Raw genomic sequence first — 26,325 nt, forward strand, 5'->3', positions numbered from 1 at the left:
ATGCATACGGGTGGCCGGGTCGCATTCGGGCAACCGTCTACGACCGCTGCCCGTGGAAGCCTTCTGCGGCCTACTGTTGAGGTGTGCACCTGCCGTGCCCAGCTGCGGTTGGGGCAACCCCCTGCTCTTGGTGAGCAGGGGGAGGGGTTTTCCAAACGCGGTGCCGTTGACGGAAGTCGGGCATCGGACCGCGTGGCGTGGGCACCGCCGGCTGTGAGAGGGACGGGAATGGAACCGACCGAGAGCGCCCCCCCGGACTCACTGCTGCGCCGGCTCACCGGCGCCTGGCGGGAGAGTCGTTGGGGAGCGCGACCCGTGGAGCGTCCGGGCGCCCAGCCGCGCGCCACCGGACAGTACTCCACACCGGACGCCCGGCACTCCGTACCGCTCTCCGCCGACCCGAGCTCAGGGCTGCCGGACGGCGAGGGCGCGCGCCACCTGACCTGGCCCGCGCTGCCCACGGCGGTCGTGGTCGCGGCCGGGTTCGTCCTCGGCGCAGGCTTCTTCCGGGCGTTCACCGGCGACCACGCGCTCTTCCCGTCCGGCACGGTCGGCTGGTCGCTCGCCGTCCTGACCGGCATCATCGTCGGCCACCTCGTCGCCCTCGGCCGCGCCCGCTGGTGGGGCGGCACCGGCTCGGGCGCCGCCCTCACCCTCGGCGTCCTGCTGCTCTACGGCTGGGTCGCCGCCGGCATGGTCAGCCTCACCGTCGTCGTCCTGGTCGGCATAGCCCGGCGCAACCGCTGGCGCCAGGGCGTGCTGCACGGCGCGGTGGACATCCTCGGCATCGCCGCCGGAGCACTCGTGCTGGGCGCCTTCGGACGAGTCCCGTCCGTCGAGACGCCGTGGAACCCCGACACCTGGACGGTCTACACCGCCCCCGAAGTGGTGCTGGTCGCCGTCGCCTATCTCGCCGTGACCCGCACCCTGCTCTGGTATCTGCACGCCCCGCGCCACGGCGGACTGCCCACCGTCGCCCGCACCGCCCTGCTCAGACAGGGGCTGGTAGCCGTAGCCCTGCTCGGCATCGCACCACTCATCTGCGTGGTCGCCGTAGCCCAGCCGGTACTTCTGCCCCTGTTCTCGATTCCGCTCATCGCCCTCGACTCCACCCTGTGGATGGCCCGGGCCAGGGCCGAGGAGCAGCTGCGCGACCCGCTGACCGGGCTGCCCAACCGGCAGTGGCTCCTGGAGCGCATCTGGACCGCCCTGGACGACGCCGAGCGCATCGGCGCCAAGGCAGCCCTCATGCTGATCGACCTCGACCGGTTCCGGTCGGTCAACGACACCCTGGGCCATCTCGCCGGTGACCGGCTGCTGTTGCAGATAGCCGACCGGCTGCGGGTGGCGCTGCCGCGCGGGGCGGAGGCCGCGCGGCTCGGCGGTGACGAGTTCGCCGTCCTGCTGCCCGTCGCCGACTCCACGACGTCCGCGACCCGGGTCGCCCGCAACCTCGTCGCCGCGCTCAGCTCCCCGCTCGACCTCGACGGGCTCACCCTCGTCCTGGAGGCCAGCGCGGGCGTCGCCGTCTTCCCCGACCACGCCCTCGACGCCGAGGGGCTGCTGCGCCGGGCCGACGTCGCGATGTACCAGGCGAAGCGGGACCGTACGGGCGTAGAGGTCTACGAGTCCAAGCGGGACTCCAACACCCCTGACCGGCTCGGCCTGTTGGGCGATCTGCGCCGCGCCCTCGACGCGCACGAGGTGCAGCTGCACTACCAGCCCAAGGTCCGCTTCGACGGTCAGGTCGCCGGACTTGAGGCGCTGGTGCGGTGGGTGCACCCGGAGCGCGGGAAGGTGCCGCCGGACGAGTTCATAGCGATCGCCGAGTCGTCCGGGCTGATGCCCCACCTGACGGAGTACGTGCTCGACACGGCACTCGCCCAGGTCGCCCGATGGCGTGCCCAGGGCCTGTTCGTACCGGTCGCGGTGAACGTCTCCCCGCGCGACGTCCACACCCCCGGCTTCGCGGGCTCGGTCGCCGCGCGCCTCGCCCGCCACGGCGTCCCGCCGGGCTCCCTCCAGCTGGAGATCACGGAACACGTCCTCCTGGAGGACCCCCAGCGCGCCGCCGACACCCTCAACGGACTGACCGGACACGGCGTGAAGATGTCCCTCGACGACTTCGGCACGGGCTACTCGTCCCTGGTGCATCTACGGCGGCTGCCGGTCAGCGAGTTGAAGATCGACCGGTCGTTCGTGGCCCGGCTCGCGGTGGACACGGAGGACGCGGAGATCGTGCGGTGCACTGTTGATCTCGCGCATTCCCTCGGGCTGCTCGTCGTGGCTGAGGGGGTCGAGGACGACGAGACGTGGGAGCGGTTGCGGGACCTGGGGTGTGACGCCGTCCAGGGGTGGCTTGTCGCTGCGGCGATGCCTCCGGAGGACATGACGGCGTGGCTTCGGGCGAGGGGTTCGCGGGGTTGGCAGCGGCCTCGCGCCGCGTTGCCCGCGGCTGCGGCGGATGATCCGGGGCGGATCGGCTGACTTTCGGGTGCGGGTCCGTCGTGGCCGGTCGCGCCCACGCGGCGGAGCCGCAACGCGACACAACCCCGCGCCCCCAGGTGTCTCACCTCGCCCCGGCTGCGAAGTGGGCGATCAACAGCGCCAGGCGCTGGTCGTGTGCCTTCTCCGGTAGGCGGCCGCTGCGCATCAGCGTCACCAAGCCGTGCAGGCCCGCCCAGTACGTCTCCGTCAGCAGGCCCGGGTCGTCGCCCTCGGCCGCGATGGGCTCGACGGCCTGGAAGATCTCGCCGAAGGCCGCCTGCAACGGCGCCGGTGCCTCCGGGGTGGCGAACGGCAGGTCGACCATGTGCGTGAACATCGCGTCGTAGAGGGCCGGGCGGCGGCGCGCGAACGACGTGTACGTCTCGCCGACCGCGCTCAGCGCCCCGCGCGTGCCCTTCGCCGCTGTGCGCGCCGTGCGCAGCTCGGCGGCCAGTACGGCGCAGCCTTCCACCGCCACCGCCGCCATGATCGCGCCCTTGTCCTTGAAGTGGCTGTAGAGGACGGGCTGGCTGTACTCGATCTCGGCTGCCAGGCGCCGTGTCGTCACGGCGTCCCAGCCCTCCGTCTCGGCGAGCTCCCGTGCGGCCGAGACGATCAGCTGCTCCCGCTCCGCCCGCTCGCGCTCCCGGCGCGTCTGAATCGTCATGACCCGGATTCTAGCATCGCTAGCGTTCCTGCCGTCGCTCTGTTAGCTTCGCTCTTGTCGCTAGCGCCGCTAGAAAAACGAGACGAGGAGAAGTGGCATGACCATCACCGCGTACACCCTGGCGATCGTGCTCGACCTGTTCTGCCTGTTCCTGGGCTACCGGTTCCTGTTCCAGCCCGGCCCCGCCGCCACCGGCTACGGAGTGCCGGCCGACCCCGGTGGCGGCGCCGGCGCCTACCTCACGATCAAGGGCCTCAGGGACGGCACGCTGGGCCTGGTGGGCCTCGCGGTGCTGGCCTTCGCCGGGGCGCATGCCGAGGCCTGGTTCATGCTCTGCGTGGCGGTCGTCCCGTTCGGCGACACCCTGATAGTGCTGCGCCACGGCGGAGCGAAAGCCGTGGCCTTCGGGATCCACTTCGCCACGGCGATCGTTGTGCTGATCAGTACCGTGCTGCTGTTCCTTGTCTGAGCCGTCCGAGTCGTACTCCTCTTCCTCATCCGATCTTCCTCATCCGAACGGGGTCCCGAAATGTCGTTGCTCGTACCGAAGTTCGACGAGTCCGTGATCGTGCGTGATGCCGAGGCCGAGGTGGTGGGCCGGGCGCCGACCACCGTGAAGCTGCTGGCGGACAGCAGCGCGACCGGTGGCGCGCTGTCCACCAAGCGCGTCACCCTCAGCGGGGGAGCGGACGGCGCGAAACCGCACTGGCACGACAACTCCGCCGAGATGTTCTTCCTGCTCGACGGCGCCGCCGAGATCCTCTCCGGCGACCAGGTCGTCACCGCCGGACCCGGTGACCTGGTCGTCGTCCCGCCTGGCCTGCCCCACGCCTTCGCCGCCGCGCCCGGCACCGACGCCGACCTCCTCATCGTCATCACCCCCGGCGTCGAGCGCTTCGAGTACTTCCGTCACCTGCAGCGCATCGCCCTCGGAGAGGTCGGCCCGGAGAGCCTCCTGGAGGTGCAGGAGCTGTACGACAACCACTTCACGAAGTGCCCGGTGTGGGACGCGCGAGGCCGGTGACCGGGGCTCCGGAGAAACCGTTTAACGGCTGAGGGCCCCCGCCCCATAGGATTGGCGCCAAACCACACACACTCACCCCAGAGGAACGCTGCATGCCTGGCATCACGCGCGAGGAGGTCGCCCACCTCGCCCGGCTGGCGCGTCTGGAGCTGAAGCCCGAAGAGCTCGAACACTTCGCGGGACAGCTGGACGACATCATCGGCGCGGTCGCCCGCGTCAGCGAGGTCGCCGACCAAGACGTACCGCCGACCTCCCACCCGCTGCCGCTGACGAACGTCATGCGCGCGGACGAGGTCCGTCCCTCGCTCACCCCCGAGCAGGCGCTCTCCGGCGCCCCGGCCCAGGAGCAGCAGCGTTTCAAGGTGCCGCAGATCCTGGGGGAGGACTAACCACCATGACGGACCACAGCAGCATCATCCGGCTCACCGCCGCCGAGATCGCCGCGAACATCGCGTCCGGCGTGCTCACGGCCGTCGAGGTCACCGAGGCCCACCTCGCCCGGATCGAGGAGGTCGACGCGAAGGTGCACGCCTTCCTGCACGTCGACCGCGAGGGTGCCCTCGCGCAGGCCCGCGCCGTCGACGAGAAGCGGGCCCGGGGCGAGCAGCTCGGCCCGCTGGCCGGCGTCCCGCTCGCGCTCAAGGACATCTTCACCACCGAGGGCATCCCGACCACGGTCGGCTCCAAGATCCTCGAAGGCTGGATCCCGCCGTACGACGCGACCGTCACCAAGCGGCTGAAGGCCGCCGACGTCGTCATCCTCGGCAAGACCAACATGGACGAGTTCGCCATGGGGTCGAGCACCGAGAACAGTGCCTACGGGCCGACCGGCAACCCCTGGGACCTCACCAAGATCCCCGGTGGCTCCGGTGGCGGTTCCTCCGCCGCGCTCGCCTCCTTCCAGTCGCCGCTCGCGATCGGCACCGACACCGGCGGTTCCATCCGCCAGCCGGCCGCCGTCACCGGCACGGTCGGCGTCAAGCCGACGTACGGCGCGGTCTCCCGCTACGGCATGGTCGCCTTCTCGTCCTCCCTCGACCAGGGCGGGCCCTGCGCCCGTACGGTCCTGGACGCGGCGCTCCTGCACGAGGTCATCGCCGGACACGACCCGCTCGACTCCACGTCGATCGACGCCCCGGTCCCGCCGGTCGTCGAGGCCGCCCGCAACGGCAGCGTGCAGGGCATGCGCGTCGGCGTCGTCAAGCAGTTCCGCGGCGAGGGCTACCAGGCAGGCGTCATCCAGCGGTTCGACGAGGCCGTAGAGGTTCTCAAGGAACTGGGCGCCGAGATCGTCGAGTTGGACTGCCCGTCCTTCGACCTCGCCCTGTCGGCGTACTACTTGATCGCGCCCTCCGAGTGTTCGTCGAACCTGGCCCGTTTCGACGGCCTGCGCTACGGCCTCCGCGTCGGTGACGACGGCACCCACTCGGCCGAAGAGGTCACCTCGATCACCCGTGAGGCGGGCTTCGGCCCCGAGGTGAAGCGCCGCATCATGCTCGGGACGTACGCGCTCAGCTCCGGCTACTACGACGCGTACTACGGCAGCGCCCAGAAGGTCCGTACGCTCATCACCCGCGACTTCGAGAAGTCGTTCGAGAGCGTCGACGTGATCGTGTCGCCGACGACGCCGACCACCGCCTTCCCGATCGGCGAGCGTGCCGACGACCCGATGGCGATGTACCTCGCGGACCTGTGCACCATCCCGACCAACCTGGCGGGCAACTCGGCCATGTCGCTGCCCTGCGGCCTCGCCCCGGAGGACAACCTCCCGGTCGGACTGCAGATCATCGCCCCGGCGCTGAAGGACGACCGCCTTTACAAGGTCGGCGCCGCCGTCGAGGCCGCCTTCGTGGAAAAGTGGGGCCACCCGCTGCTTGAGGAGGCACCGTCGCTGTGAGCAATGCACTGTCGAAGGCCAAGGGCTTCAAGAAGTCCAAGTCCGGCACGTACGTGTCGATGGCCACCACCGCGTTCGGCGCGCTGGGTGTCGCCAAGCAGATCAAGAAGGCGCGCACCGAGCACGACACGCTCCGTCTGATCGACGCCACGGTGTCCGCCGTCGCGCTCGTCACCGGCTTCGCCATCCTGTACCGCGAGCTGAAGCGGCTGGGCGACGACGACGTCCTGCTGGGCTGAGAGGGAAAGTTCACCGTGACCACCACGACCGACCTGGAGTCGTACGAGGACGCTCTCGCGTCGTACGACCCCGTCATGGGCCTTGAGGTCCATGTCGAACTCGGCACCAAGACCAAGATGTTCTGCGGCTGTTCGACCGAGCTGGGCGCCGAACCGAACTCGCAGACCTGCCCGACCTGCCTCGGCATGCCCGGCGCGCTCCCGGTCGTCAACGCGATCGGCGTCGAGTCCGCGATCAGGATCGGCCTCGCGCTGAACTGCGAGATCGCCGAGTGGTGCCGCTTCGCCCGGAAGAACTACTTCTATCCGGACATGCCGAAGAACTTCCAGACCTCCCAGTACGACGAGCCGATCGCCTTCAACGGCTACCTCGACGTACAGCTGGAGGACGGCGAGACCTTCCGGGTGCAGATCGAGCGCGCCCACATGGAGGAGGACACCGGCAAGTCGCTGCACGTCGGTGGCGCGACGGGCCGTATCCACGGCGCCTCGCACTCGCTGCTCGACTACAACCGCGCCGGCATCCCGCTCATCGAGATCGTCACCAAGCCGATCGAGGGTGCGGGGGAGCGTGCTCCCGAGGTCGCGAAGGCGTACGTCGCCGAGCTGCGCGAGCTGATCCGGGCGCTCGGTGTGTCGGAAGCCCGCATGGAACAGGGGCAGATGCGCTGCGACGTGAACCTGTCGCTGCGCCCGCACGGCCGCGAGAAGTTCGGCACCCGGAGCGAGACGAAGAACGTCAACTCGCTGCGTTCCGTGGAGCGCGCCGCCCGTTACGAGATCCAGCGCCATGCCGCGGTGCTGAACTCCGGCGGCACGATCATCCAGGAGACCCGCCACTTCCACGAGGACACCGGGTCGACGACCTCGGGCCGCGTGAAGGAGGAGGCGGAGGACTACCGGTACTTCCCGGAGCCGGACCTGGTGCCGGTGGCCCCCTCGCGCGCGTGGGTCGAGGAGATCCGCGCCGAACTGCCCGAGCAGCCGCTGGCCCGCCGCAACCGGCTGAGCGAGGAGTGGGGGATCACCGCGTTCGACATGCAGTCGATCCTCAACGCGGGTGCCATCGACCCGATCGTCGCCACGATCGACGCCGGTGCGGACTCGACCTCTGCCCGTAAGTGGTGGATGGGTGAACTCGCCCGCAGCGCCAACGAGTCCGGCAAGGCGCTCGACGAGCTGCCCATCACGCCGGAGCAGGTCGCCCGGGTCACCGCCCTGGTCACCGCCGGCGACCTGAACGACAAGCTGGCCCGCCAGGTCATCGAGGGCGTCCTCGCCGGCGAGGGCACCCCGGACGAGGTCGTCGAGAAGCGCGGCCTCAAGGTCGTCTCCGACGACGGCGCCCTCACCACCGCCGTCCAGGAAGCCATCGTCGGCAACCCGGGTATCGCCGACAAGATCCGCGGCGGCAAGGTGGCGGCCGCCGGTGCCCTGGTCGGCGCCGTCATGAAGGCCACGCGAGGTCAGGCCGACGCGGCCCGCGTCAAGGAGCTCATCCTGGAGCAACTGGGCGTCAGCGAAGGCTGATACGGCCGTAGGAAATCAGCCGTAGGAAATCAACAGCCCTGGGGGGATGCATCGGTTGCGATGCATCCCCCCAGGTGTGTCACTTCACAGGCGGCGCCCCACGACGCGTGTGAAGCCGATCAGATGTTCCACGTCGGCGTGTACCAGCTCCACCGACTTGCGTGCCATGTCCGCCATGAACTCGCTCGGGCTCTCCTGGGCGCACACCTCGCTCCACAGCAGCCAGTCGCGCCATCCGTCGGGCAGCCAGTCGGCCGTCTCGACCTCCACGGCCCTGCTGCGTGCCCAGTGCCTGCGCCACCAGGCGGGAGAGTGGAACGCCCAGAAACCCGGGTCCCATTCCCAGTACTCCTTCAGATGCTCCGGCGGCTCGTCCCCCGTCAGTTCCTCACGCAGTGCGGGCATCACGACGCCGATCCGTCCGCCCGGCTTCAACAACCTTGTCAGCGTGGGCAGATAGAGGTCGGCGGTGCCGAAGTACTGGTAGGCGTCGATCGACACGATCGCGTCGAACGTGCCGTCCCCGAAGGGGATGTCGTGAGCCTCCACCTGGAGGGGGAGGACGCGGTCCGCGACGCCCGCCTCGGCGATCCGTACGGCGTTCTCCTCGGACTTCACCCACAGGTCGGCGGCGGTGACCTGGAGGTCGTACTCCTTGGCGAGGAAGACGGAGGTCATGGCGCGCCCGCAGCCCAGGTCGAGCACGCGCGCGCCGGGGCGCAGGGTGTCCAGGCCGAGCGCCGGGGCCAGCCATTCCAGCAGCCACAGGGCGTGCGGGCCCATCTGGTTCTCGATGGTCCAGCGGGCGTCGTAGGAGTTGCTGCGCGGGTAGCGGGGGTGGGTCAGGCGGGCGGTCAGGTCGGTGTCCGGCATCGGTGAACGGTGTCCTCCGGTTCTGCGTAGGTTCCTATGAGGAAGCAACGAGATTGTGGAGGACGTCGGTTGGCCGCGCACCAGGTTTCTCAGGCGGAGGCGCTACGCTCGCCCGCCATGGACGGACGCGGAGATTCCGAGATACCGGACTTCGGGGACACGGCGCTGGACGCGCGGCGGGCCCGGTGGACGGCCGGGCTGACCGGTGCCGTGCTGGCCATCGCGGGGGTGGCCGCGGCGGTGTTGCGGGCGAGTGGGGCCGGGCCGGTGCTTGTTCCGGCCGCCTATGCCGTGGGCGCCGCGGTGTGTGCGCTCGCGTCCGCGCTCGGGTCCAGGGGCCGTACCAGACGGGCGCTTTGGCTGCTGGTCGTCGGGGCGATGGTGATGGCGCTGGGAGACCAGTTCGACTGAGGCGACGGTCAAGGCGGCAGTCCGGGCTACAGAGTTGCCGTTACTGTCCTGTGATCTGTCTCCCACTCCCGTGATCCAGCGCACGAACGTCATGAACGATCATTTTCTACTGCAAGAGTGGTCTCCGTATTGCTCATGCGTTCTTTGCGGGCTGTTCATCCCTTGAACCAGGATTCCCGGTCAAAGATCCACAATTCACCTTCCCCGGGAGCACGTTCGTGGCAGCCCTTGCCCGCTGGTGTGTTCGGCACCGCCTCGCCGCCGTCCTGTTGTGGCTCGTCGCGTTCGGCGGGGTCACCGCGGCCGCCGCCGTCACCGGCTCGGCGTACTCGAACGACTACGAGGCCCCCGGCACCGAGTCGGGTCGTGCGACCCAGTTGCTCAAGGAGGGGTTTCCGGGTCTCGGCGGCGACAGCGACACCGTCGTCTGGCGCACCTCACCCGGTTCCGTCCGCGCCGCCGCCGTCGAACAGACCATGACCGGCGCCCTCGACAGGATCGCCGACCTGCCCGGAGTCGCCTCCGTCGTCAGTCCGTACGACGGACAGGGCACGGGCCGGATCAGCGCCGACGGACGGACCGCCTACGCCACCGTCACCTTCGCGCACCAGGCCGAGGACATCGACAAGTCGGAGGCACAGGCCGTGGTGAACGCGGCGAAGGCCGCCCAAACCGACGGACTCCAGGTCGAGTTGGGCGGCAGCGCCATCGCGCTCACCGAGGCGTCGAGCGGGCACACCGCCGAGGTCGTCGGGGTCGCCGTCGCCGCCCTCGTGCTGTTCCTCGCCTTCGGGTCGCTCGCCGCCTCGCTGCTGCCCATCGGCACCGCCCTGGTGAGCGTCGGCACCGCGTACGGGGCGATCGTGCTGCTCGGGCACGCCATGACCGTCGCCGACTTCGCGCCCATGCTCGGCATGCTGATCGGGCTCGGCGTCGGCATCGACTACGCCCTGTTCATCGTGACCCGGCACCGGCGCGGGCTGAAACGCGGGCTGTCCGTCACCGAGGCGGTCACCAACGCGGTCGTCACCACCGGGCGCGCGGTCGTCTTCGCGGGCGCCACGGTGTGCATCGCCCTCCTGGGAATGCTGATCCTGCGCCTCGGCTTCCTCAACGGGGTCGCGATCGCCGCCTCGTTGACCGTGGTGCTCACCGTCGCGGCCTCCGTGACGCTTCTCCCGGCCCTGCTGTCCTTCATCGGCCCCCGCGCCCTCAGCCGCCGCGAACGGCGCCGACTGGCCGAGCACGGGCCCCAGCCGGAGCTCCCCACCGGCCTCGCCGCCCGCTGGTCCGCGTTCGTCGAGCGCCGCCCCAAACTGCTCGGCACCCTCGCCCTGATCGTCATGGCCGTCCTCGCGCTGCCCACCCTCGCCCTCCACCTGGGCACCTCCGACCAGGGCAACGACCCCAGGTCGTCGACCACCCGCCAGGCCTACGACCTCCTCGCGGCCGGCTTCGGGCCCGGCGTCAACGGCCCCCTCACCCTCGTCACGAAGATCGACGGCGCCGAGGACAAGCTCACCCTCGACAACCTCGACGCCACCCTCCGCACCACCGAGGGCGTCGCCTCCGTGACCCCGGTGACCTACGACGCCGGCGGTTCCACCGGGTACTTCAGCGTCGTACCGGACTCGGCACCGCAGTCGCAGAGGACCAGCGACCTCGTCGACCGGCTGCGGACCGAAGTGCTGCCGCGGGCCGAGACGGGCACCTCGCTCGACATCCACGTGGGTGGCGTGACGGCGAGCTACGACGACTTCGCCGACGTGATCGTCGGCAAGCTCCCGCTGTTCGTCGGGGTCGTCATCTCGCTCGGCTGTGTGCTGCTCCTGCTCGCCTTCCGGTCGATCGGCATCCCGCTCAAGGCCGCCGCGATGAACGTCGCCGCCGTGGCCGCCGCCTTCGGGGTCGTCGTCGCGATCTTCCAGTGGGGCTGGGGGAGCGAGTTCCTCGGCCTGGGACGCGCCGGACCGATAGAGCCCTTCCTCCCCGTGATCATGGTGTCGGTCCTTTTCGGGCTCTCCATGGACTACCAGGTCTTCCTGGTGAGCCGGATGTACGAGGAATGGCTGGAAACCGGCGACAACCGGCGTGCCGTCCGCGTCGGCCTCGCCGAGACCAGCCGGGTGATCAACTCGGCCGCCGTCATCATGATCTCGGTGTTCCTCGCCTTCGTGCTCAGCGGGGACCGCGTGATCGCCATGTTCGGCATCGCCCTCGCCTCCGCCGTCGCCCTGGACGCCTTCGTCCTGCGCACCCTCCTGGTGCCGGCCCTCATGCACCTCCTGGGCGGCGCCAACTGGTGGCTGCCCCGCGGCCTCGACCGCGTCCTGCCCCGCATCAGCATCGAGCCCCCCGAGTGCCGCGCCGCCCATGAGAGGCTGGCCGCCGCGACGGACGCCGAGGTGGCGGACGTCCTGGCGAAGGAGCAGGAGCAGGATGTACGCGATACCCCTGGGTGACGACGGAGCCGAACTGCGTCCCCTGGAGCCTTGGCACGCCGAGGAGTTCCTCGCGCACCTGGACCGCGGCCGGGAGTTCATCGGCCAGTTCATCACCTTCGGCTCCAAGGCGACGGACGTCGACTCCGCGCGGGCCATGCTCCAGCGCTACGCCGACCTGCGCGCCGCCGACGAAGCGTCCCTGCACGGCATCTGGCTGGACGGCAAGCTCGTCGGCGGGGTCCTCTTCCTGAACTTCCACGCCGACCAGGGCAACTGCGAGGTCGGCTGCTGGCTGGAACCCGCCGCCGCCGGGCGCGGACTGATCACCCGCGCGATACGGATTCTCATCGACTTCGCGATCGAACAGCGCGGCATCCACCGCGTCGAATGGCACGCCGCCGCGGGCAATGAGAAGAGCCTGAATGTTGCCCGCCGCATGGGCATGACCAGGGACGCGGTCCTGCGCGAGTCTCACCCCTACGGGGGCGTAAGGCACGACATAGAGGTGTGGTCCGTGCTCGCCCCCGAGTGGCGCGAGGCACGCGCGCGTGCGCAACACAGCGATCTTTAAGGAACTTCTCAGACTTCACCCCTACCGTGCGCATCATGGGTACCAAGACTGTTGACGAGGCCGCGAACGAGGCCACCGAGGTGAAGAGCGACGCGGAGACCGTCGATGTCACCAAGACCGACGAGGAAGTGACCGAGCCGGACACCGCGAACACCGAGGCCGAAGCCGCCGAGGACGAGGACGACCTCTCCGAGGAGGAGTACGCGGCCGAGCTCGCGAAGCTCCAGCTGGAGCACCCCGAGGAGGGCCCCTCCGGCGTAGGCCAGGGCGCAGCCGCCGTGGTCTCCGCCGCGCTCGGCTTCATCTCGCTCTCCGGCGGCTGGATCGGCTCCGTCGCCGCCGCCCGCGAGACCCTCGTGGGCCAGCTCCACACCGCCTCCACCGCGAGCGTGTCCACCCAGATCAAGGAGGTCTACGGCGACGCCTGGCACACCACCGCACTGTGGGCCGGCATCTTCGCCCTGGTCGGCGCCCTCGTGGGTGTCGCGGCCCTGATCCGCCCCGCGTTCGGCACCCCGGGCAAGCCGCAGGCCACCTGGATCAAGTCGGTCGCCTGGGCGGGCGTCGCGCTCGGTGTCGTAGGACTGCTCCTGGCCGTCCTGAAGTACACCGACGTCCTGCTCAGCCTGCCGTCGGCCACCTGACGGACGGCTCGCGCCACCGCACGTAATTCAGGGGTCTTAGGGCCTTCGTAAGCACCTTACGGAGGCCCTAAGACCCCTCACGCACGTCTAAGGCCCGCCCGGCCCCGCAAGATGCGGAACTCTCCCGATGTGGCGGACCCCCCTTGGAGACGAAGGTTGAGGCATCGCAGAAAGCGAAGCCGAAGAACCGCCTCCACCAAGGGACTTGAGATGTACGAGTTCGAACTCCACCAGATCCGTTCCGCCGAACTGCGCCGGCAGGCCGCCAACGAGCGGCTGGCCCGCGAGGCCGTGCGGGGCGCCCGCGCCGCCCGTCGCGAGCAGGCCCGGCAGGCCCGCCAGGCCGCCGAGGGGGAGGTGCATACCGACCGCCCCCGCAGGCACCTGTTCGCCCGTGCGTCGTGACCGCCCGGGCCCGGGAGGACGGTCGTACGGCGCCCGCCCGGCAGGTCCGCGGGGCGCTCCTCCCCGCGGCCGCCCTCCCGAAAACCGGTGCCGCGTTGTCAGACCCGCGTGACATGCTCGCAGGCGTGGAGACCAGGTCCGTCAGTCCGGTCTTCGTCGGCCGCGCCGACGAGCTGGACACGCTGAACGATGCGCTCGCCCGCGCCGCCGCGGGCGAGCCGCAGGCGTTGCTGCTGGGCGGCGAGGCCGGCGTCGGCAAGACCCGGCTCGTCGAGGAGTTCGCCACCGCCGCCTGCCGCCGGGGCGCCGTCGTCGCGCTCGGCGGCTGTGTCGAGATCGGCGCGGACGGACTGCCCTTCGCCCCGTTCTCCACCGCCCTGCGCGCACTGCGCCGCGAACTGCCCGACGAGCTGTCCGCCGCGGCCGCCGGCCAGGAGGAGGAACTCGCCCGGCTGCTCCCCGAGTTGGCGGAGACAGCCACCTTCCAGCGGGCCGGCCGGCACGACGAGGAGGGCATGGCCCGCCTCTTCGAACTCACCGCACGCCTCCTGGAGCGCGTCGCCGCCGAGCGCACGGTCGTCGTCGCCCTGGAGGACCTGCACTGGGCCGACGCCTCCACTCGCCACCTCCTCGCCTACCTCTTCCGCACCCTGCGCACCGGCCGCCTCGTCGTCCTCGCCACCTACCGCGCCGACGACATCCACCGCCGCCACCCGCTGCGCCCCCTGCTCGCCGAACTCGACCGGCTCCGCACGGTCCGCCGGATCGAACTGGGCCGCTTCAACCGGCAGGAGGTGGGCCGCCAGATCGCCGGCATCCACGCCGCCGAACCCGACCCCGCCCAGGTCGACGAGATCTTCGAACGCTCCGACGGCAACGCCTTCTTCGTCGAGGAACTCGCCGTCGCCGCCCACGACGGCTGCCGCAGCAACCTCACCGACTCCCTGCGCGACCTGCTCCTCGTCCGCGTCGAGTCACTGCCCGAGAGCGCCCAGCGGGTCGCCCGGATCGTCGCCGAGGGCGGCTCCACCGTCGAGTACCGGCTGCTCGCCGCCGTCGCCCGGCTCGCCGAGGACGACCTCATCGAGGCACTGCGGGCCGCCGTCGGCGCCAACATCCTCCAGGCGGCCCCCGGCGACGACGGCTACCGCTTCCGCCACTCCCTGGTCCGCGAGGCCGTCGGCGACGACCTGCTGCCCGGCGAGCGTTCCCGCATCAACCGCCGCTACGCCGAGGTCCTGGAGGCCGACCCGACGCTCGTCCCGGCCGACCAGCGCGTCATGCGCCTCGCGAGCTACTGGTACCACGCCCACGACGCCGCCAAGGCCCTCCCCGCCGTCCTGGACGCCTCCGTGGCCGCCCGGGGCCGGCACGCCCACTCCGAGCAACTCCGGCTCCTGGAGCGGGCGATGGAGCTGTGGGACACCGTCCCCGACGCCGTACGCGCGGGACTGCGCCCCGTGGACTACACCGAGGTGTACCCGCCCTGCGGCTGCGACCCGGAGACCACACCCCTGCGCTACCTCGACCTGATGGCGGAGGCCGCCGTCGCCGGGCGGCTGAGCGGGGAGCGCGAGCGCGCCCTGAAGATCACCAAGCGGGCCCTGCACCTCCTGGAGGACGAGGGCGACCCGCTGCGCGCCGCCTGGTTCTGGGTGCAGCGCTCCGTCCTGGTCCGTTCCCAGGCCCGCGGTGACGGCTGGCCGGAACTCGCCGCCGCGCAGGAGCTGGTCCGCGGACTGCCGCCCTCCGAGGTGCACGCGGAGGTCCTCGCCAAGGTCGCCGGCTGGTCCATGGTCCACGTCCCGGGACCCGACGCCTACGTGGCCGCCGAGCGCGCGGTCGAGTACGCGCGCATGGTCGGCGCCCGCGAGATCGAGATGGACGCCCGCCTCACCCTGGCCGGCCTCATGGTCGCCTCCGGAGACGTCGAGGGAGGCCTCGCCGAACTGGTCGAGGTGAACGAACGCACGGTCGCCGAGGGCATCTCCATCGTCGCCGGCCGCAGCTATGTGAACCTTCCCTCCTCCCTCCAGACCGTCGGCCGCTCCCGCGAGGCGGTGCCCATCCTGGAGACGGGGCTCGCCTTCGCCAAGAAGTTCGGCCAGTTCGACAAAGAGGCCTGGATCTGGGGAAACCTCGCCGAATCCCTGTTCTCCCTGGGCCGTTGGGACGAGGCCGCCGAGGCCGCGACCAAGTCGGAGCGCGTGGACCAGAGCGCCAAACCCCGCGGCTTCCACGCCCGCCTCCGCGCCGAACTCGCCCTCGCCCGCGGCAACCTGCCCGAGGCCCGCCGCCAACTGGCCGCCGCCCGCGAGCACTTCGGCACCCACGACGTCGCCCCCCAGCACCATCTGCCCCTGGAGCGGATCGAACTCCAGGTCGCCACCGCCGAAGGCCGCCTCCTCGACGCCCGCGCCACCCTCGGACTCGTCCTGGACTCCGGTTTCCTCCCCGGCACGTACTTCGAGGTCTGGCCCCTGCTGGTCACCGCGGCCATCGCCGAGACCCAGGCCGTCGGCCTGCCCGTCGCCGACCCCGGCCGCGCCAAGATCCTCGAACGCATCCGGGAAGCCGCCAAGCCGGTCCCCACCAACGTCCCCGTCTGGCAGGCCCACGAACGCTGGCTCCGCGCCGAACTCCTGCACGCCGAGGGCCGCTCCACCCCGGACAACTGGTCCGAGGCGGTCGCCGCCTTCGAATGCCTCGACCGCCCCTACGACCTCGCCCGCGTCCGGCACCGCCTCGCCGAAGCGCTGCTGTCCCACCCCGACGGGGGTGACGACGAGCGGGACCGCGCCACGGAACTGCTCCGCCTGTCCGCCGCCGTCGCCGACCACCTCGGCGCCCGCCCGCTCGCCGACTCCGTCGCGCTGCTCGCCCAGCGGGCCCGGCTGACCCTCACGAAGGCCCCGGAGCGGCGAGGGGTCTCCTCCGACCCGGCCGACCCCGTCGAGGCGCTCGGCCTCACCAGCCGCGAGCGGGACGTCCTGCGGCTGGTCTCCGCCGGCCGCACCAACCGGCAGATCGCCGAGGAACTCTTCATCTCCCCGAAGACCGCGAGCGTCCACGTCTCGAACATCCTCGGCAAGCTCGGCGTCTCGGGCCGGGGAGAGGCGGCGGCCGTCGCCCACCGGCTGGAGCTGTTCCCGCCCCACCCCTCCGACCCGCTCACCGCGCGCTCCGTGCGGTGAGTCGTACGCTGTAGGGGACCGGCACAGGGGAGGCGCCGTGTTCAACATGTTCGAGGAGTTGTTCTCACCGGGCCGCAAGCACACCCAGGACGAGGCCAACCGGCTTGAGCTGACCAGGGTCGACGTCGCGGACGGAGACCCCGGGCGCGGGCCGATAGACCTGGAGTCGGGCAGGGTGGTGGTGCGGGTGCGGGAATCTGGGGCGGAAGCCGAGCCGGGTGCCGAGTCCGGTTCCGGCGCCGAATCCGATTCCGGCCCTGATGCCGGTTCCGGTTCGGGAACCGATCCTGGTCCTGATGCTGGTGCCGAATCCGGTCCCGGTTCTGAAGCCGGTTCCGGCGCCGGGCCCGATCCCGGGTTCGCTGCCGATCCCGGATCTGAACCTGATTCCGGCCCCCGTCCCGCTGACGAAGCCGATTCCGGCCCCGGGACCGGTTCCGGTACTGGGCCCGCGTCCGATTCCTGACGCCGCTCCAGAGCCTGGTCCCGGTCCCGAGTCAGCTTCCAGGTCCGCTCCGGCATCCGCGCCCGAGGCCGCTCCCGATCCTGGCCCGGTGTCCGAACCCGCTCCGGTGTCCGAGCCCTAGGCCGCTCCCGACCCTGAGTTCACTTCCAAGGCTGCTCCAGGTCCCCGACCCGGAGGTCCGAGCTTGCTCCGCTCTCAGCCCTGGGACCACTTCCGAGGCCGCTCTCGCTCCGGGGTCCGAGCCCGACCTCACTCCCGACCCTGAGTCCGACCCGGAATCCGAGCCCGGGTCCGCTCCCGCTTCCGGTCCCGGGTCCGCTCCGGAGTCTGACCCCGAGACCACGCCGTCGCCCGGGCCTGCCGCGCTGGGGCCCGCGCCGCTCCCGATCCCGAGGCCGCTCCGTCGCCTGGGCCTGCTGCGCTGGGGCCCGCGTCGCTCGGAACCGCTCCATCGCCCGGGTCTGAGTCGCTGGACCCTGCGTCGCTCAGGTCCACCTATCGCCCGGTTCCGCCCCGTCGCCCGGTTCCGCCCCACCCGGACCTACGTCACCTGAATCTCCAGAATCCGGTCGTCGCCCGGCTTGGGCGTGCCCCGGCCGTCCGTGTTGCTGGTGATGAGCCACAGCTTGTCGTCGCCGGCCGAGACCACCGTGCGCAGGCGGCCGTACTCGCCGGTGAGGAAGGCCTGCGGGGCGGCGGACGCCTTCGTGCCGTCCAGGGGGATGCGCCACAGGCGCTGGCCCTTGAGCCCCGCCATCCATATGGAGCCCTCGGCATAGGCGATGCCGCTGGGGGAGGCGTCGTCCGTGTGCCACTGGGTGATCGGGTTGTGGTACTTGGGGTTGTCGCCCTTGCCCTCCGCGTTCGGCCAGCCGTAGTCGTCGCCCGGTGTGATCGCGTTCAGCTCGTCCCAGGTGTCCTGGCCGAACTCCGAGGCGAACAGCCGCTGTTCGGAGTCCCAGGCGAGGCCCTGCACATTGCGGTGGCCGTAGGTGTACACCGGCGAGTTCGGGAACGGGTTGCCCGGCGCCGGGTCGCCCTCCGGGGTCAGCCGCAGGATCTTGCCGCCGAGGGACTTCTTGTCCTGCGCCAGACCCCGCTGACCGCTCTCGCCCGTGCCCGCGTACAGCATGCCGTCCGGGCCGAACGCGATACGCCCGCCGTTGTGGATGTAGCCCTTGGGGATGCCCTTGAAGATGGTGTCGGGCGCGCCCAGCTGCTCACCGGCCGGCTTCTTCTCGTCGTACAGGACGCGGACGATGCGGTTGTCCGAGGCCGAGGTGAAGTACGCGTAGATCATGTGGTCCGAGGCGTAGTCCGGGGAGAGCGCGATGCCGAGGAGGCCGCCCTCGCCGGCCGGGGAGACCCCGGACACCTTGCCCAACTCCGTTTTCTTGCCGGTCTTCTCGTCGATCCGGGTGATCGTGCCGTCGTCGCGCGAGGACACGAGGAGGTTCCCGTCGGGCAGCGGGGCGAGGCCCCAGGGCGTCTTCAGGCCCTCGGTGACGGTGCGCAGCACCTTCACGGTGCCCTTGGCGGGCGGGGTCTGCTCGGCGGCCTGCTGGGAGGGCGAGGCGCCCGTAGCCGTACCACCGGACGACGTACCGGAGGACGCACTCGTGCCGTCGCCCGGAGACCCACCCCCGTCGGAGGAACAGCCGGCCGTCAGCAGGAGCGCGGACACGGCCAGGGCGGCCGACACGACTCGACGTTGCACGATCAGGTCCTTTCGACGGGCGGGTTCTACTTTTCATACACCGCTCGCGCCGCCCGGGTTCCCGATCACCGCGCACCGACGCACGATCGAGCCGTCGGGTCCGGAGAACCGGGGCGCCGGTCGGTCCCAAGCTCCGGAACCGGTACGGCTGCCGGCCTGGAAGCCGGAGAAGCCACCGCCCCCTCAGTCCCAAGACCCCAACGCCCCCGGCAACTCCGCCACCTCCGCAAGATCCTCCGGCGTCAACCGCAACCCCGCCGCCCCCGCGTTCTCCGCCACCCACCGCTCCCGCTTCGTGCCCGGTACCGCCACCACATGCGCCCCCTGTGCCAACACCCACGCCAGGGCCACCTGTGCCGGGGTCACCTCCGGACCGTGGCGGCGGGCCACCCGGCGCAGGCCGGCGACGATCGGCTGGTTCGCGGCGGTCATCTCGGCGGTGAAGCGGGGGTGGCGGGCGCGTACGTCGTCCGGTTCGAAGCCCTCGCCCGGGGTCAGGGTGCCGGTCAGGAAGCCGTTGCCCAGGGGCATCGCGGCCAGGAAGCCGACGCCGCGCGCCGCGCACCACGGCAGCAGCTCGTCCAGGGCCTCTGACGACCACACCGACAACTCCGCCTGTACCGCCGTGACCGGGAACACCTGTTGTACGCGCCGGAGTTGGCGGATCGTTCCGTCATGGAGGCGTGCCCCGGGGCGGCGGGCGGAGCGGGCGCCCACCGCGCTCATGCCCAACGCCCGTACTTTTCCGGCCTGTACGAGGTCCGCCATCGCGCCCCAGGTCTCCTCGACGGGGATCTCGGGGTCGGCGCGGTGGAGTTGGTAGAGGTCGATCACGTCCGTCTGGAGGCGGCGCAGCGACGCGTCGCACGCGCGTTTCACGTAGCCGGGGCGGCCGTTGGCCACGATGTGCTGTTCGCCGACCAGCAGGCCGACCTTGGTCGACACGAACGCGTCGGCGCGCCGCTCCTTCAACACCCGCCCCAGCAACAGTTCGTTGGTGAACGGGCCGTACATGTCGGCGGTGTCCAGCAGCGTCACACCCAGATCGAGCGCCCGGTGAACTGCCCTGACCGACTCGTCGCCCTGCCTGCGCGACCCGCTGTAGGCCCAGTGCATCGGCATGCAGCCGAGTCCGACGGCCCCCATCGCGAGCGCCCCCGCGCCGATCGTCCTGCGCTCCACCTGCTCGTGACCTTCCTTCTTCTCGCACCCCAACCTAACCTCTACGCGCGCGTGGCCCTGACATAGCCTCCTGACCATGACTGTTGACGTATGGCTGCCCATCCCGCCGGAGGAGATCGCAGGGCTCCCCGAGGGCCCCAACTACCTGTTCTGGGACGGGGGTGAGGACGGCGGTCAGGCGTTCCCCGGTGATCCCGCCGACTGCGTCCTATACGTAGTGCCGTACATGAAGCGTCATCCCGTGAAGACGCGGCCGCTGGAACAGATGCGGAATCTGCAGGTCATCCAGACGCTCACCGCCGGCATCGACGACATGACCGCGAGCCTCTCGTCGATCGTCCCGGGGGTGCGGCTCTGCAACGCGCGCGGAGTGCACGAGGCGAGCACCGCCGAACTCGCGCTGGCCCTGACGCTCGCCTCGTTGCGCGGTATCCCGGGGTTCGTGCGGGCGCAGCAACAGGAGCACTGGCAGGGGGACTTCCACCCGGCGCTCGCCGACCGGTCCGTCCTCATCGTCGGCTACGGGGCGATCGGTTCCGCGATCGAGGACCGGCTCACTCCCTTCGAGCTCACGCGGGTGGCGCGGGTGGCGCGCTCCGCGCGTGCCACCGCGCGCGGGCCGGTGCATCCACTCGCCGAACTGCCCGCCCTGCTCCCGGAAGCGGACGTCGTCATCCTGTCCACGCCCCTGAACGAGAGCACCCGTCACCTGGTCGACGCCGAGTTCCTGGCCCGGATGAAGGACGGGGCGCTGCTGGTCAACGTGGCCCGCGGTCCCGTCGTCGACACCAAGGCGCTGCTCGCGGAGCTGGAAACCGGCCGTATCATCGCGGCGTTGGACGTCACCGACCCCGAACCGCTGCCCCAGGGGCACCCGTTGTGGCACGCGCCCGGCGTGCTGATCAGTCCCCATGTCGGCGGGCCCACCTCGGCGTTCCTACCGCGTGCGAAGCGTCTGGTCGTCGACCAGTTGGGACGGTTCGTGAACCGGCAGCCGCTGAGCAACGTGATCCTTACGACAGGCGAAACGGGGAACTAGCCACAACAGGGCGGTAATCCGCTTCCGGCACCCTCCGCAACCTTTCGGAAGCGGGGCGTGTACGTATCTCCGCTGGTCGTTACGGAGCGTAGAGGAACTATGTCCCTGAGTGACGAGACTGGTGTATCGTCCCGGCAGGGGCTGCGCCGCGCACCGTTCGGCGCCGGGGATGGACATTTCAGACTGTGAGGGGGGCGACGGGCGATGCACGGCCTATGGACGAGCGATCCGACGCGGCGGGGCCGCCGACGGCGACCCTGGCGCACCGCCGCGCGCAGCCGCGGCCATCACGCCAACCACTGCGCTCACGGCGGTCATGGCGGCCGCGGCGGACATCACAGCAGCCACAGCCATCACCACCGCCGGCCCAACAGCCGCCGCAGGCACGCTCATCCAGCGCACCGGGGCCCGCGGGACCCGGGAGCGACGCGGACCGGGAGGGCCCGGTGAGTTCGCCACCGTCTCCGACGACCACCCTCAACGGGGCGCTCCGGGACCGGACTTCACCCGGGGCGCGGCAGCCACGCCCGCCGGCGACCGGCGGCAAGTGGAGCCTGGTCCAGCAACTCGTCCTGGCCCTGGTGTGCGCGGGATACGCCGTCGGTTCCGCGCTCGACTGGGGCTCCGCCCAACTCGCCCTGATCATGGGCGACTTCGGGCTCAGCGCGGCAGCCGGTACCGCCGCCGTCTCCTGCTTCCTCTACGCGCGAAGCCGCCGTATCCGCTTTCGACCCGCCTGGCTGCTGTTCTCGCTCTCGTCGGCGATGGCGGCACTGGGCAACGGAGTCTGGGGGTGGTACGAGGTCGTGCTGGAGCGACCCGTGCCCAGCCCCAGTTTCGCCGACCTGTTCTTCCTGTGCTTCGCGCCGCCCGCCATCGTCGGGCTCCTCGTCCTCGCCAAAAGGCCTGTCACCAAGGCCGGTTGGGTCTGTCTGGCGCTGGACGCCTGGCTGATCGGGGGCTCGCTGCTCACGCTGTCCTGGAGCCTCGCGCTGGCCCAGGCCGCCAAGTTCGACGGGCCGAGCGTGGCCCACACCGCGCTGTCGCTGGCGTACCCGCTGCTCGACATCGCGCTGGTCAGCATGGTGCTCGCGCTGCACTTCCGGCGCTCCTCGGTCAACCGCACCGCCGTGAACACCGCGATCGGCGCGCTGGCCCTGACCGTGATGTGCGACGCCCTGTTCACCTCGCCGCTGCTCCACAACAACTACCACTCGGGCCAGTTGCTCGACGCGGGCTGGTTCGCCGGCTCACTGCTCCTCGCGTACGCCCCCTGGGCCGCACCCCGGCGCACCCAGCCCGAGGACGACGGGCACACGCGCGTGGTGCACGAACACCGGCCCGGACAGCGCACCGGCGTCCAGCCGCAGGCCGCCGCGCCCGGCGCCGACCAGGGGCGGTATCCGGCCACCCGGCCCATCGCGGGTTCGCTGGCCGCGCTCACCCCGTATCTCGCCGCCGCCGTCTGCACGTTGGGGATTCTCTACAACGTGCTCAACGGTCGCAGCCCCGACCGCGTGGTGCTCATCACCGCGGGCTGCGTGGTCCTCGCCCTCGTGGTGCGCCAGGGCATCATGCTCATCGACAACATCACCCTCACCCAGGAGCTGGCCCAGAAGGAGAACCACTTCCGCTCCCTGGTGCAGGGCTCCAGCGACGTCATCATGATCGCCGCCCCGAACGGCATCCTCCGCTACGTCTCCCCGGCCGCCGCCGGTGTCTACGGCAAGGCCGCGGAGGAGCTGGTCGGGACCGAACTGGCCTCGCTGATCCACCCGGAGGACCTCGGCTGCGTGGTGCACGAGGTGCGCCGCTTCCTCACCGCCAGCCCCTTCGAGGAGTCCACCACCCGCATCGAGTGCCGCTTCCGCTCCGGCGACGACGGCTGGCTGAACGTCGAGTCGACGGTCAACCGCCACCACGGCGGCCTCATCTTCAACAGCCGCGACGTCACTGAACGGGTGCGCCTCCAGGCGCAGTTGCAGCACAACGCCGAGCACGACCCGCTCACCGACCTGCCCAACCGCGCGCTGTTCACCAAGCGTGTCCAGCAGGCCCTCTCCGGCCGCCGCTCCACCGACCGCGGCACGGCCGTCCTCTTCATCGACCTCGACGGCTTCAAGGCCGTCAACGACACCATCGGCCACCAGGCCGGCGACGAACTCCTCATCCAGGCCGCCCGTCGACTCGACGGCGCGGTCCGGCACGGCGACACCGCGTCCCGGCTCGGCGGCGACGAGTTCGCGGCCCTGATCGTCGGCGACGGCACCCGGGACCGGGCCGCCCGCGAGCGGCACATCATGGAGCTCGCCGACCGCCTGCGCATCACCCTGTCCCAGCCGTACCTCATCGACGGCAACGATGTCCGCGTCGCCGCCTCCATCGGCGTCGCCTTCGCCGAACCGGGCCTGGGCGCGGGGGAGTTGCTGCGCAACGCGGACCTCGCGATGTACCGCGCCAAGGGGGCGGGCAAGGGCCGCGTCGAGCTGTACGCACCGCAGATGCAGCAGGACGTCGTACGGAAGGCGGAGCTGGCCACGCGGCTGCGGGCGGCGCTGCACGACGGCGAGTTCGCGCTGCTGCACCAGCCCGTGGTGTCCCTGGTGGACGGCCGGATCGCGTCGGTGTCCACACAGGCGCGCTGGCGGTCCTCGCAGGGCGTGCTGTTCACGCCGGCCGAGTTCCTGCGGGTGGCCGAGGACAGCGACAAGACCGCCGAGCTGGGCCGCTGGATGCTGGAGGAGGCCGTAGAGCAGGCCGCCGAGCGGACCGCGACCGGGCTCGCCGTGTCCGTCGCCGTGCGGATAAGCGCGCGGCGGCTGCTGGACAAGTCGATGCCGCTCGGCTCGATCGAGGCACTGCTGACCCGGCACGGGCTGCCGTCAGGGTCGCTGGTGATCGAGCTGTCCGACACCGACCCGAGGATCTCCCTGGACGAGCTGGAGCGCCGTCTGACCGCCCTCAGGCGCCTCGGCGTCCGGATCGCCCTCGACGGCTTCGGCAGCGGCTACGCGGCCATCACGACGCTGCGGCGGCTCCCCGTCGACGTACTGAAACTGGACCGCAGTCTGGTCGAGGGCGTCGTCGAGTCCGCGCGGCTGCACAAGATCACCAGCGGGCTGCTGCGGATCGCCTGCGATCTCGGGCTGCAGTCCGTCGCCGACGGCGTCGATCTGCCCGAACAGGTGGTCGCCCTGCGCGCGATGGGCTGCACGCACGGGCAGGGCATGGCCTTCTCCGCGCCGCTGGACGAGTACCGGCTGCGCCGGGCCCTGTCGCGCGGCCACTATCCGGTGCCGCACGGCCCGGCCGAGCCCGCGTTCGCGGGGGGCGGCCTGGGGGTGTACACCAGTGGTGTGCCCGCGGTTTTCGGTGGCGGAACGGCCCTCCGCTCACATAATGAGACTCCCGTCCCACCCACTTGACAGTCGGTGCGTGCCGGGGGGAGGGTCAATGCCATGCGCACCCGAATTCTCGTACTTGGAAAGCGCGTCGGCTGAAGCTGGTGACGTCCGGACGGACCCGGAACTCCCAGCGACCGCACCCGGCGCGCTCCCCTCGCTTGCCTCACGGCACGAGGGGTTTTTTGTTGCACAGGAACCAGTCGTGCAGCAGCTAAACCCCGCACAAACCTCGCAAAAACCCTCAGCATCGAGAAGAGAATGACGATGACCGAGCAGGCCACCGGGGCCCATCCGCAGCCGCGGCCCCGATCCGGAGGACAGCAGTCCGCCCCCGAGCACGTCACGGGCGCGCAGTCCCTCATCCGCTCTCTTGAGGAAGTCGGGGCCGACACGGTATTCGGCATCCCCGGCGGTGCGATCCTTCCGGCGTACGACCCGCTGATGGACTCGACGCGGGTGCGTCACGTCCTGGTCCGGCACGAGCAGGGCGCGGGCCACGCGGCCACCGGCTACGCACAGGCCACCGGCAAGGTCGGCGTCTGCATGGCGACCTCCGGGCCCGGTGCCACCAACCTGGTGACCCCGATCGCCGACGCGCACATGGACTCGGTGCCGCTCGTGGCGATCACCGGGCAGGTCGCGTCGAAGGCGATCGGCACGGACGCCTTCCAGGAGGCGGACATCGTCGGCATCACGATGCCGGTCACCAAGCACAACTTCCTGGTCACCAAGGCCGAGGACATCCCGCGCGTCATCGCGCAGGCCTTCCACATCGCCTCCACCGGCCGCCCAGGCCCGGTGCTGGTCGACATCGCGAAGGACGCCCTCCAGGCGAAGACCACCTTCTCCTGGCCGCCGGTCATGGACCTGCCCGGCTACCGCCCGGTGACCAAGCCGCACGCCAAGCAGATCCGCGAGGCCGCCAAGCTGATCACCGCCGCGAAGCGGCCCGTCCTCTACGTCGGCGGCGGTGTCCTCAAGGCACACGCCACCGCCGAGCTGAAGGTCCTCGCAGAACTCACCGGAGCGCCCGTCACCACCACCCTGATGGCGCTCGGCGCATTCCCCGACAGTCACGAGCTGCACGTGGGAATGCCGGGCATGCACGGTGCGGTCACCGCCGTCACCGCGCTGCAGAAGGCCGACCTGATCGTCGCCCTCGGAGCCCGCTTCGACGACCGCGTCACCGGCAAGCTGGACAGCTTCGCGCCCTTCGCGAAGATCGTCCACGCCGACATCGACCCCGCGGAGATCGGCAAGAACCGCGCCGCCGACGTGCCGATCGTCGGGGACGCCCGCGAGGTCATCGCCGACCTCGTGCAGGCCGTGCAGAAGGAGCACAGCGAGGGCCACACCGGCGACTACAGCGCCTGGTGGAAGGACCTCAACCGCTGGCGCGAGACCTACCCGCTCGGCTACGAGCAGCCCGACAACGGCTCGCTCTCCCCGCAGCAGGTCATCGAGCGCATCGGCCAACTCGCCCCGGAGAACACCATCTTCGCGGCGGGCGTCGGCCAGCACCAGATGTGGGCCGCGCACTACATCCAGTACGAGAAGCCCGCGACCTGGCTCAACTCCGGCGGCGCCGGGACGATGGGCTACGCGGTCCCGGCCGCGATGGGCGCCAAGGCCGGAGCGCCGGACCAGACGGTCTGGGCGGTCGACGGCGACGGCTGCTTCCAGATGACCAACCAGGAACTCACCACCTGCGCCCTGAACAACATCCCGATCAAGGTCGCCATCATCAACAACGGCGCCCTCGGCATGGTCCGCCAGTGGCAGACCCTGTTCTACAACCAGCGCTACTCCAACACCGTGCTGCACAGCGGCCCGGAGGCCGACGGCAAGCAGCCGAGCGCGGGCACGCGCATCCCCGACTTCGTCAAGTTGTCGGAGGCGATGGGCTGTTACGCGATCCGCTGCGAGTCCCCCGACGACCTCGACAAGGTCATCGAGGAGGCGAACTCGATCAACGACCGCCCCGTCGTGGTCGACTTCATCGTCCACGAGGACGCCATGGTGTGGCCGATGGTCGCCGCCGGCACCTCGAACGACGAGGTCATGTTCGCCCGGGACGTCCGCCCCGACTTCGGCGACAACGAAGACGACTGAGCGAGAGAGACGAAAGAGA

The 26,325-nt window shown here is 70.8% G+C and carries 21 protein-coding genes; 17 read left to right on the forward strand and 4 right to left on the reverse strand.

Annotated elements, in window-relative coordinates; translation table 11 throughout:
• Positions 1 to 228: 228 nt before the first annotated feature.
• Positions 229 to 2,487, forward strand: coding sequence for a bifunctional diguanylate cyclase/phosphodiesterase (locus tag OG496_RS38520; protein WP_366490074.1), 2,259 nt, complete (start codon positions 229 to 231; stop codon positions 2,485 to 2,487).
• Between the two features lie 82 nt (positions 2,488 to 2,569).
• Here the strand turns inward: OG496_RS38520 and OG496_RS38525 are convergent, their stop codons facing one another.
• A complete protein-coding gene (locus OG496_RS38525) occupies positions 2,570 to 3,154 on the reverse strand; it encodes a TetR/AcrR family transcriptional regulator (RefSeq protein ID WP_366490075.1) in 585 nt (194 codons plus the stop codon).
• Positions 3,155 to 3,251: 97 nt separating this feature from the next.
• Here OG496_RS38525 and OG496_RS38530 point away from each other — a divergent pair, with 97 nt between their 5' ends.
• The 6 genes from OG496_RS38530 (at position 3,252) to gatB (ending at position 7,844) form a co-directional block, all read left to right on the forward strand.
• On the forward strand, positions 3,252 to 3,623 hold the full coding sequence (locus tag OG496_RS38530; RefSeq protein ID WP_405974154.1) for a DUF4267 domain-containing protein: 372 nt from the start codon (positions 3,252 to 3,254) through the stop codon (positions 3,621 to 3,623).
• 60 nt (positions 3,624 to 3,683) lie between these two features.
• The gene (locus OG496_RS38535; RefSeq protein WP_405974155.1) at positions 3,684 to 4,178 is read left to right on the forward strand and encodes a cupin domain-containing protein; all 495 of its coding nucleotides are present in this window, start codon (positions 3,684 to 3,686) and stop codon (positions 4,176 to 4,178) included.
• Between the two features lie 92 nt (positions 4,179 to 4,270).
• Positions 4,271 to 4,567 carry an Asp-tRNA(Asn)/Glu-tRNA(Gln) amidotransferase subunit GatC gene (gatC, locus tag OG496_RS38540; protein WP_007384860.1) on the forward strand — a complete coding sequence of 99 codons (297 nt, stop codon included), beginning with the start codon at positions 4,271 to 4,273 and terminating at the stop codon, positions 4,565 to 4,567.
• Positions 4,568 to 4,572: 5 nt separating this feature from the next.
• Complete coding sequence (gatA, locus tag OG496_RS38545; protein WP_366490078.1) at positions 4,573 to 6,075, forward strand: Asp-tRNA(Asn)/Glu-tRNA(Gln) amidotransferase subunit GatA; 1,503 nt, start codon at positions 4,573 to 4,575, stop codon at positions 6,073 to 6,075.
• Positions 6,072 to 6,314 (forward strand): hypothetical protein, encoded by a 243-nt coding sequence (locus tag OG496_RS38550; RefSeq protein ID WP_019058562.1) that lies wholly within the window; start codon positions 6,072 to 6,074, stop codon positions 6,312 to 6,314. The genes gatA and OG496_RS38550 overlap by 4 nt, the downstream gene beginning before the upstream one ends.
• A gap of 15 nt (positions 6,315 to 6,329) precedes the next feature.
• Positions 6,330 to 7,844 carry an Asp-tRNA(Asn)/Glu-tRNA(Gln) amidotransferase subunit GatB gene (gatB, locus tag OG496_RS38555; protein WP_405974156.1) on the forward strand — a complete coding sequence of 505 codons (1,515 nt, stop codon included), beginning with the start codon at positions 6,330 to 6,332 and terminating at the stop codon, positions 7,842 to 7,844.
• An 84-nt stretch (positions 7,845 to 7,928) separates the two neighbouring features.
• On the opposite strand, the gene OG496_RS38560 is transcribed toward gatB, so the two are convergent.
• Positions 7,929 to 8,717 carry an SAM-dependent methyltransferase gene (locus tag OG496_RS38560; RefSeq protein WP_405974157.1) on the reverse strand — a complete coding sequence of 263 codons (789 nt, stop codon included), beginning with the start codon at positions 8,715 to 8,717 and terminating at the stop codon, positions 7,929 to 7,931.
• A gap of 117 nt (positions 8,718 to 8,834) precedes the next feature.
• Here OG496_RS38560 and OG496_RS38565 point away from each other — a divergent pair, with 117 nt between their 5' ends.
• The 7 genes from OG496_RS38565 to OG496_RS38595 all read left to right on the forward strand — a co-directional run bounded on the left by OG496_RS38565 (position 8,835) and on the right by OG496_RS38595 (position 16,852).
• Positions 8,835 to 9,128, forward strand: coding sequence for a hypothetical protein (locus tag OG496_RS38565; protein WP_405974158.1), 294 nt, complete (start codon positions 8,835 to 8,837; stop codon positions 9,126 to 9,128).
• Positions 9,129 to 9,346: 218 nt separating this feature from the next.
• On the forward strand, positions 9,347 to 11,590 hold the full coding sequence (locus tag OG496_RS38570; protein ID WP_405974159.1) for an MMPL family transporter: 2,244 nt from the start codon (positions 9,347 to 9,349) through the stop codon (positions 11,588 to 11,590).
• Positions 11,568 to 12,143 carry a GNAT family N-acetyltransferase gene (locus tag OG496_RS38575; RefSeq protein WP_405974160.1) on the forward strand — a complete coding sequence of 192 codons (576 nt, stop codon included), beginning with the start codon at positions 11,568 to 11,570 and terminating at the stop codon, positions 12,141 to 12,143. The genes OG496_RS38570 and OG496_RS38575 overlap by 23 nt, the downstream gene beginning before the upstream one ends.
• 35 nt (positions 12,144 to 12,178) lie before the next feature.
• Entirely contained in the window at positions 12,179 to 12,787 is a 609-nt protein-coding gene (locus tag OG496_RS38580; RefSeq protein ID WP_366490084.1) for a hypothetical protein, read from the forward strand.
• 210 nt (positions 12,788 to 12,997) lie between these two features.
• On the forward strand, positions 12,998 to 13,192 hold the full coding sequence (locus OG496_RS38585; protein WP_405974161.1) for a hypothetical protein: 195 nt from the start codon (positions 12,998 to 13,000) through the stop codon (positions 13,190 to 13,192).
• 113 nt (positions 13,193 to 13,305) lie between these two features.
• Positions 13,306 to 16,386, forward strand: a complete 3,081-nt coding sequence (locus tag OG496_RS38590) for an AAA family ATPase (protein ID WP_405976799.1) — start codon at positions 13,306 to 13,308, stop codon at positions 16,384 to 16,386.
• Between the two features lie 46 nt (positions 16,387 to 16,432).
• Positions 16,433 to 16,852 (forward strand): DUF6191 domain-containing protein, encoded by a 420-nt coding sequence (locus tag OG496_RS38595; protein ID WP_405974162.1) that lies wholly within the window; start codon positions 16,433 to 16,435, stop codon positions 16,850 to 16,852.
• A 541-nt stretch (positions 16,853 to 17,393) separates the two neighbouring features.
• Here OG496_RS38595 and OG496_RS38600 read toward each other — a convergent pair.
• Together OG496_RS38600 and OG496_RS38605 are read right to left on the reverse strand one after the other, a co-directional pair.
• The gene (locus tag OG496_RS38600; RefSeq protein ID WP_405976800.1) at positions 17,394 to 18,554 is read right to left on the reverse strand and encodes a PQQ-dependent sugar dehydrogenase; all 1,161 of its coding nucleotides are present in this window, start codon (positions 18,552 to 18,554) and stop codon (positions 17,394 to 17,396) included.
• Between the two features lie 198 nt (positions 18,555 to 18,752).
• Positions 18,753 to 19,751, reverse strand: coding sequence for an aldo/keto reductase (locus OG496_RS38605; RefSeq protein WP_399387430.1), 999 nt, complete (start codon positions 19,749 to 19,751; stop codon positions 18,753 to 18,755).
• A gap of 76 nt (positions 19,752 to 19,827) precedes the next feature.
• On the opposite strand from OG496_RS38605, the gene OG496_RS38610 reads away from it, so the two are divergent.
• The 3 genes from OG496_RS38610 (at position 19,828) to OG496_RS38620 (ending at position 26,306) form a co-directional block, all read left to right on the forward strand.
• Positions 19,828 to 20,790, forward strand: coding sequence for a 2-hydroxyacid dehydrogenase (locus tag OG496_RS38610; RefSeq protein ID WP_405974163.1), 963 nt, complete (start codon positions 19,828 to 19,830; stop codon positions 20,788 to 20,790).
• A 446-nt stretch (positions 20,791 to 21,236) separates the two neighbouring features.
• Positions 21,237 to 24,215, forward strand: coding sequence for a putative bifunctional diguanylate cyclase/phosphodiesterase (locus tag OG496_RS38615; protein WP_405974164.1), 2,979 nt, complete (start codon positions 21,237 to 21,239; stop codon positions 24,213 to 24,215).
• Between the two features lie 237 nt (positions 24,216 to 24,452).
• Positions 24,453 to 26,306, forward strand: a complete 1,854-nt coding sequence (locus OG496_RS38620) for an acetolactate synthase large subunit (protein ID WP_405974165.1) — start codon at positions 24,453 to 24,455, stop codon at positions 26,304 to 26,306.
• Positions 26,307 to 26,325: the final 19 nt, after the last annotated feature.

Origin of the sequence: Streptomyces sp. NBC_00988 (assembly GCF_045162645.1) — a bacterium.
Classification (GTDB): domain Bacteria; phylum Actinomycetota; class Actinomycetes; order Streptomycetales; family Streptomycetaceae; genus Streptomyces.

Bases quoted from the DNA above. Each gene is read 5' to 3' on its own strand.
- OG496_RS38520 (WP_366490074.1), top strand. From the start codon at position 229: ATGGAACCGACCGAGAGCGCCCCCCCGGACTCACTGCTGCGCCGGCTC.
- OG496_RS38525 (WP_366490075.1), bottom strand. From the start codon at position 3,154: ATGACGATTCAGACGCGCCGGGAGCGCGAGCGGGCGGAGCGGGAGCAG.
- OG496_RS38530 (WP_405974154.1), top strand. From the start codon at position 3,252: ATGACCATCACCGCGTACACCCTGGCGATCGTGCTCGACCTGTTCTGC.
- OG496_RS38535 (WP_405974155.1), top strand. From the start codon at position 3,684: ATGTCGTTGCTCGTACCGAAGTTCGACGAGTCCGTGATCGTGCGTGAT.
- gatC (WP_007384860.1), top strand. From the start codon at position 4,271: ATGCCTGGCATCACGCGCGAGGAGGTCGCCCACCTCGCCCGGCTGGCG.
- gatA (WP_366490078.1), top strand. From the start codon at position 4,573: ATGACGGACCACAGCAGCATCATCCGGCTCACCGCCGCCGAGATCGCC.
- OG496_RS38560 (WP_405974157.1), bottom strand. From the start codon at position 8,717: ATGCCGGACACCGACCTGACCGCCCGCCTGACCCACCCCCGCTACCCG.
- OG496_RS38565 (WP_405974158.1), top strand. From the start codon at position 8,835: ATGGACGGACGCGGAGATTCCGAGATACCGGACTTCGGGGACACGGCG.
- OG496_RS38575 (WP_405974160.1), top strand. From the start codon at position 11,568: ATGTACGCGATACCCCTGGGTGACGACGGAGCCGAACTGCGTCCCCTG.
- OG496_RS38580 (WP_366490084.1), top strand. From the start codon at position 12,179: ATGGGTACCAAGACTGTTGACGAGGCCGCGAACGAGGCCACCGAGGTG.
- OG496_RS38585 (WP_405974161.1), top strand. From the start codon at position 12,998: ATGTACGAGTTCGAACTCCACCAGATCCGTTCCGCCGAACTGCGCCGG.
- OG496_RS38590 (WP_405976799.1), top strand. From the start codon at position 13,306: ATGCTCGCAGGCGTGGAGACCAGGTCCGTCAGTCCGGTCTTCGTCGGC.
- OG496_RS38595 (WP_405974162.1), top strand. From the start codon at position 16,433: ATGTTCGAGGAGTTGTTCTCACCGGGCCGCAAGCACACCCAGGACGAG.
- OG496_RS38610 (WP_405974163.1), top strand. From the start codon at position 19,828: ATGACTGTTGACGTATGGCTGCCCATCCCGCCGGAGGAGATCGCAGGG.
- OG496_RS38620 (WP_405974165.1), top strand. From the start codon at position 24,453: ATGACGATGACCGAGCAGGCCACCGGGGCCCATCCGCAGCCGCGGCCC.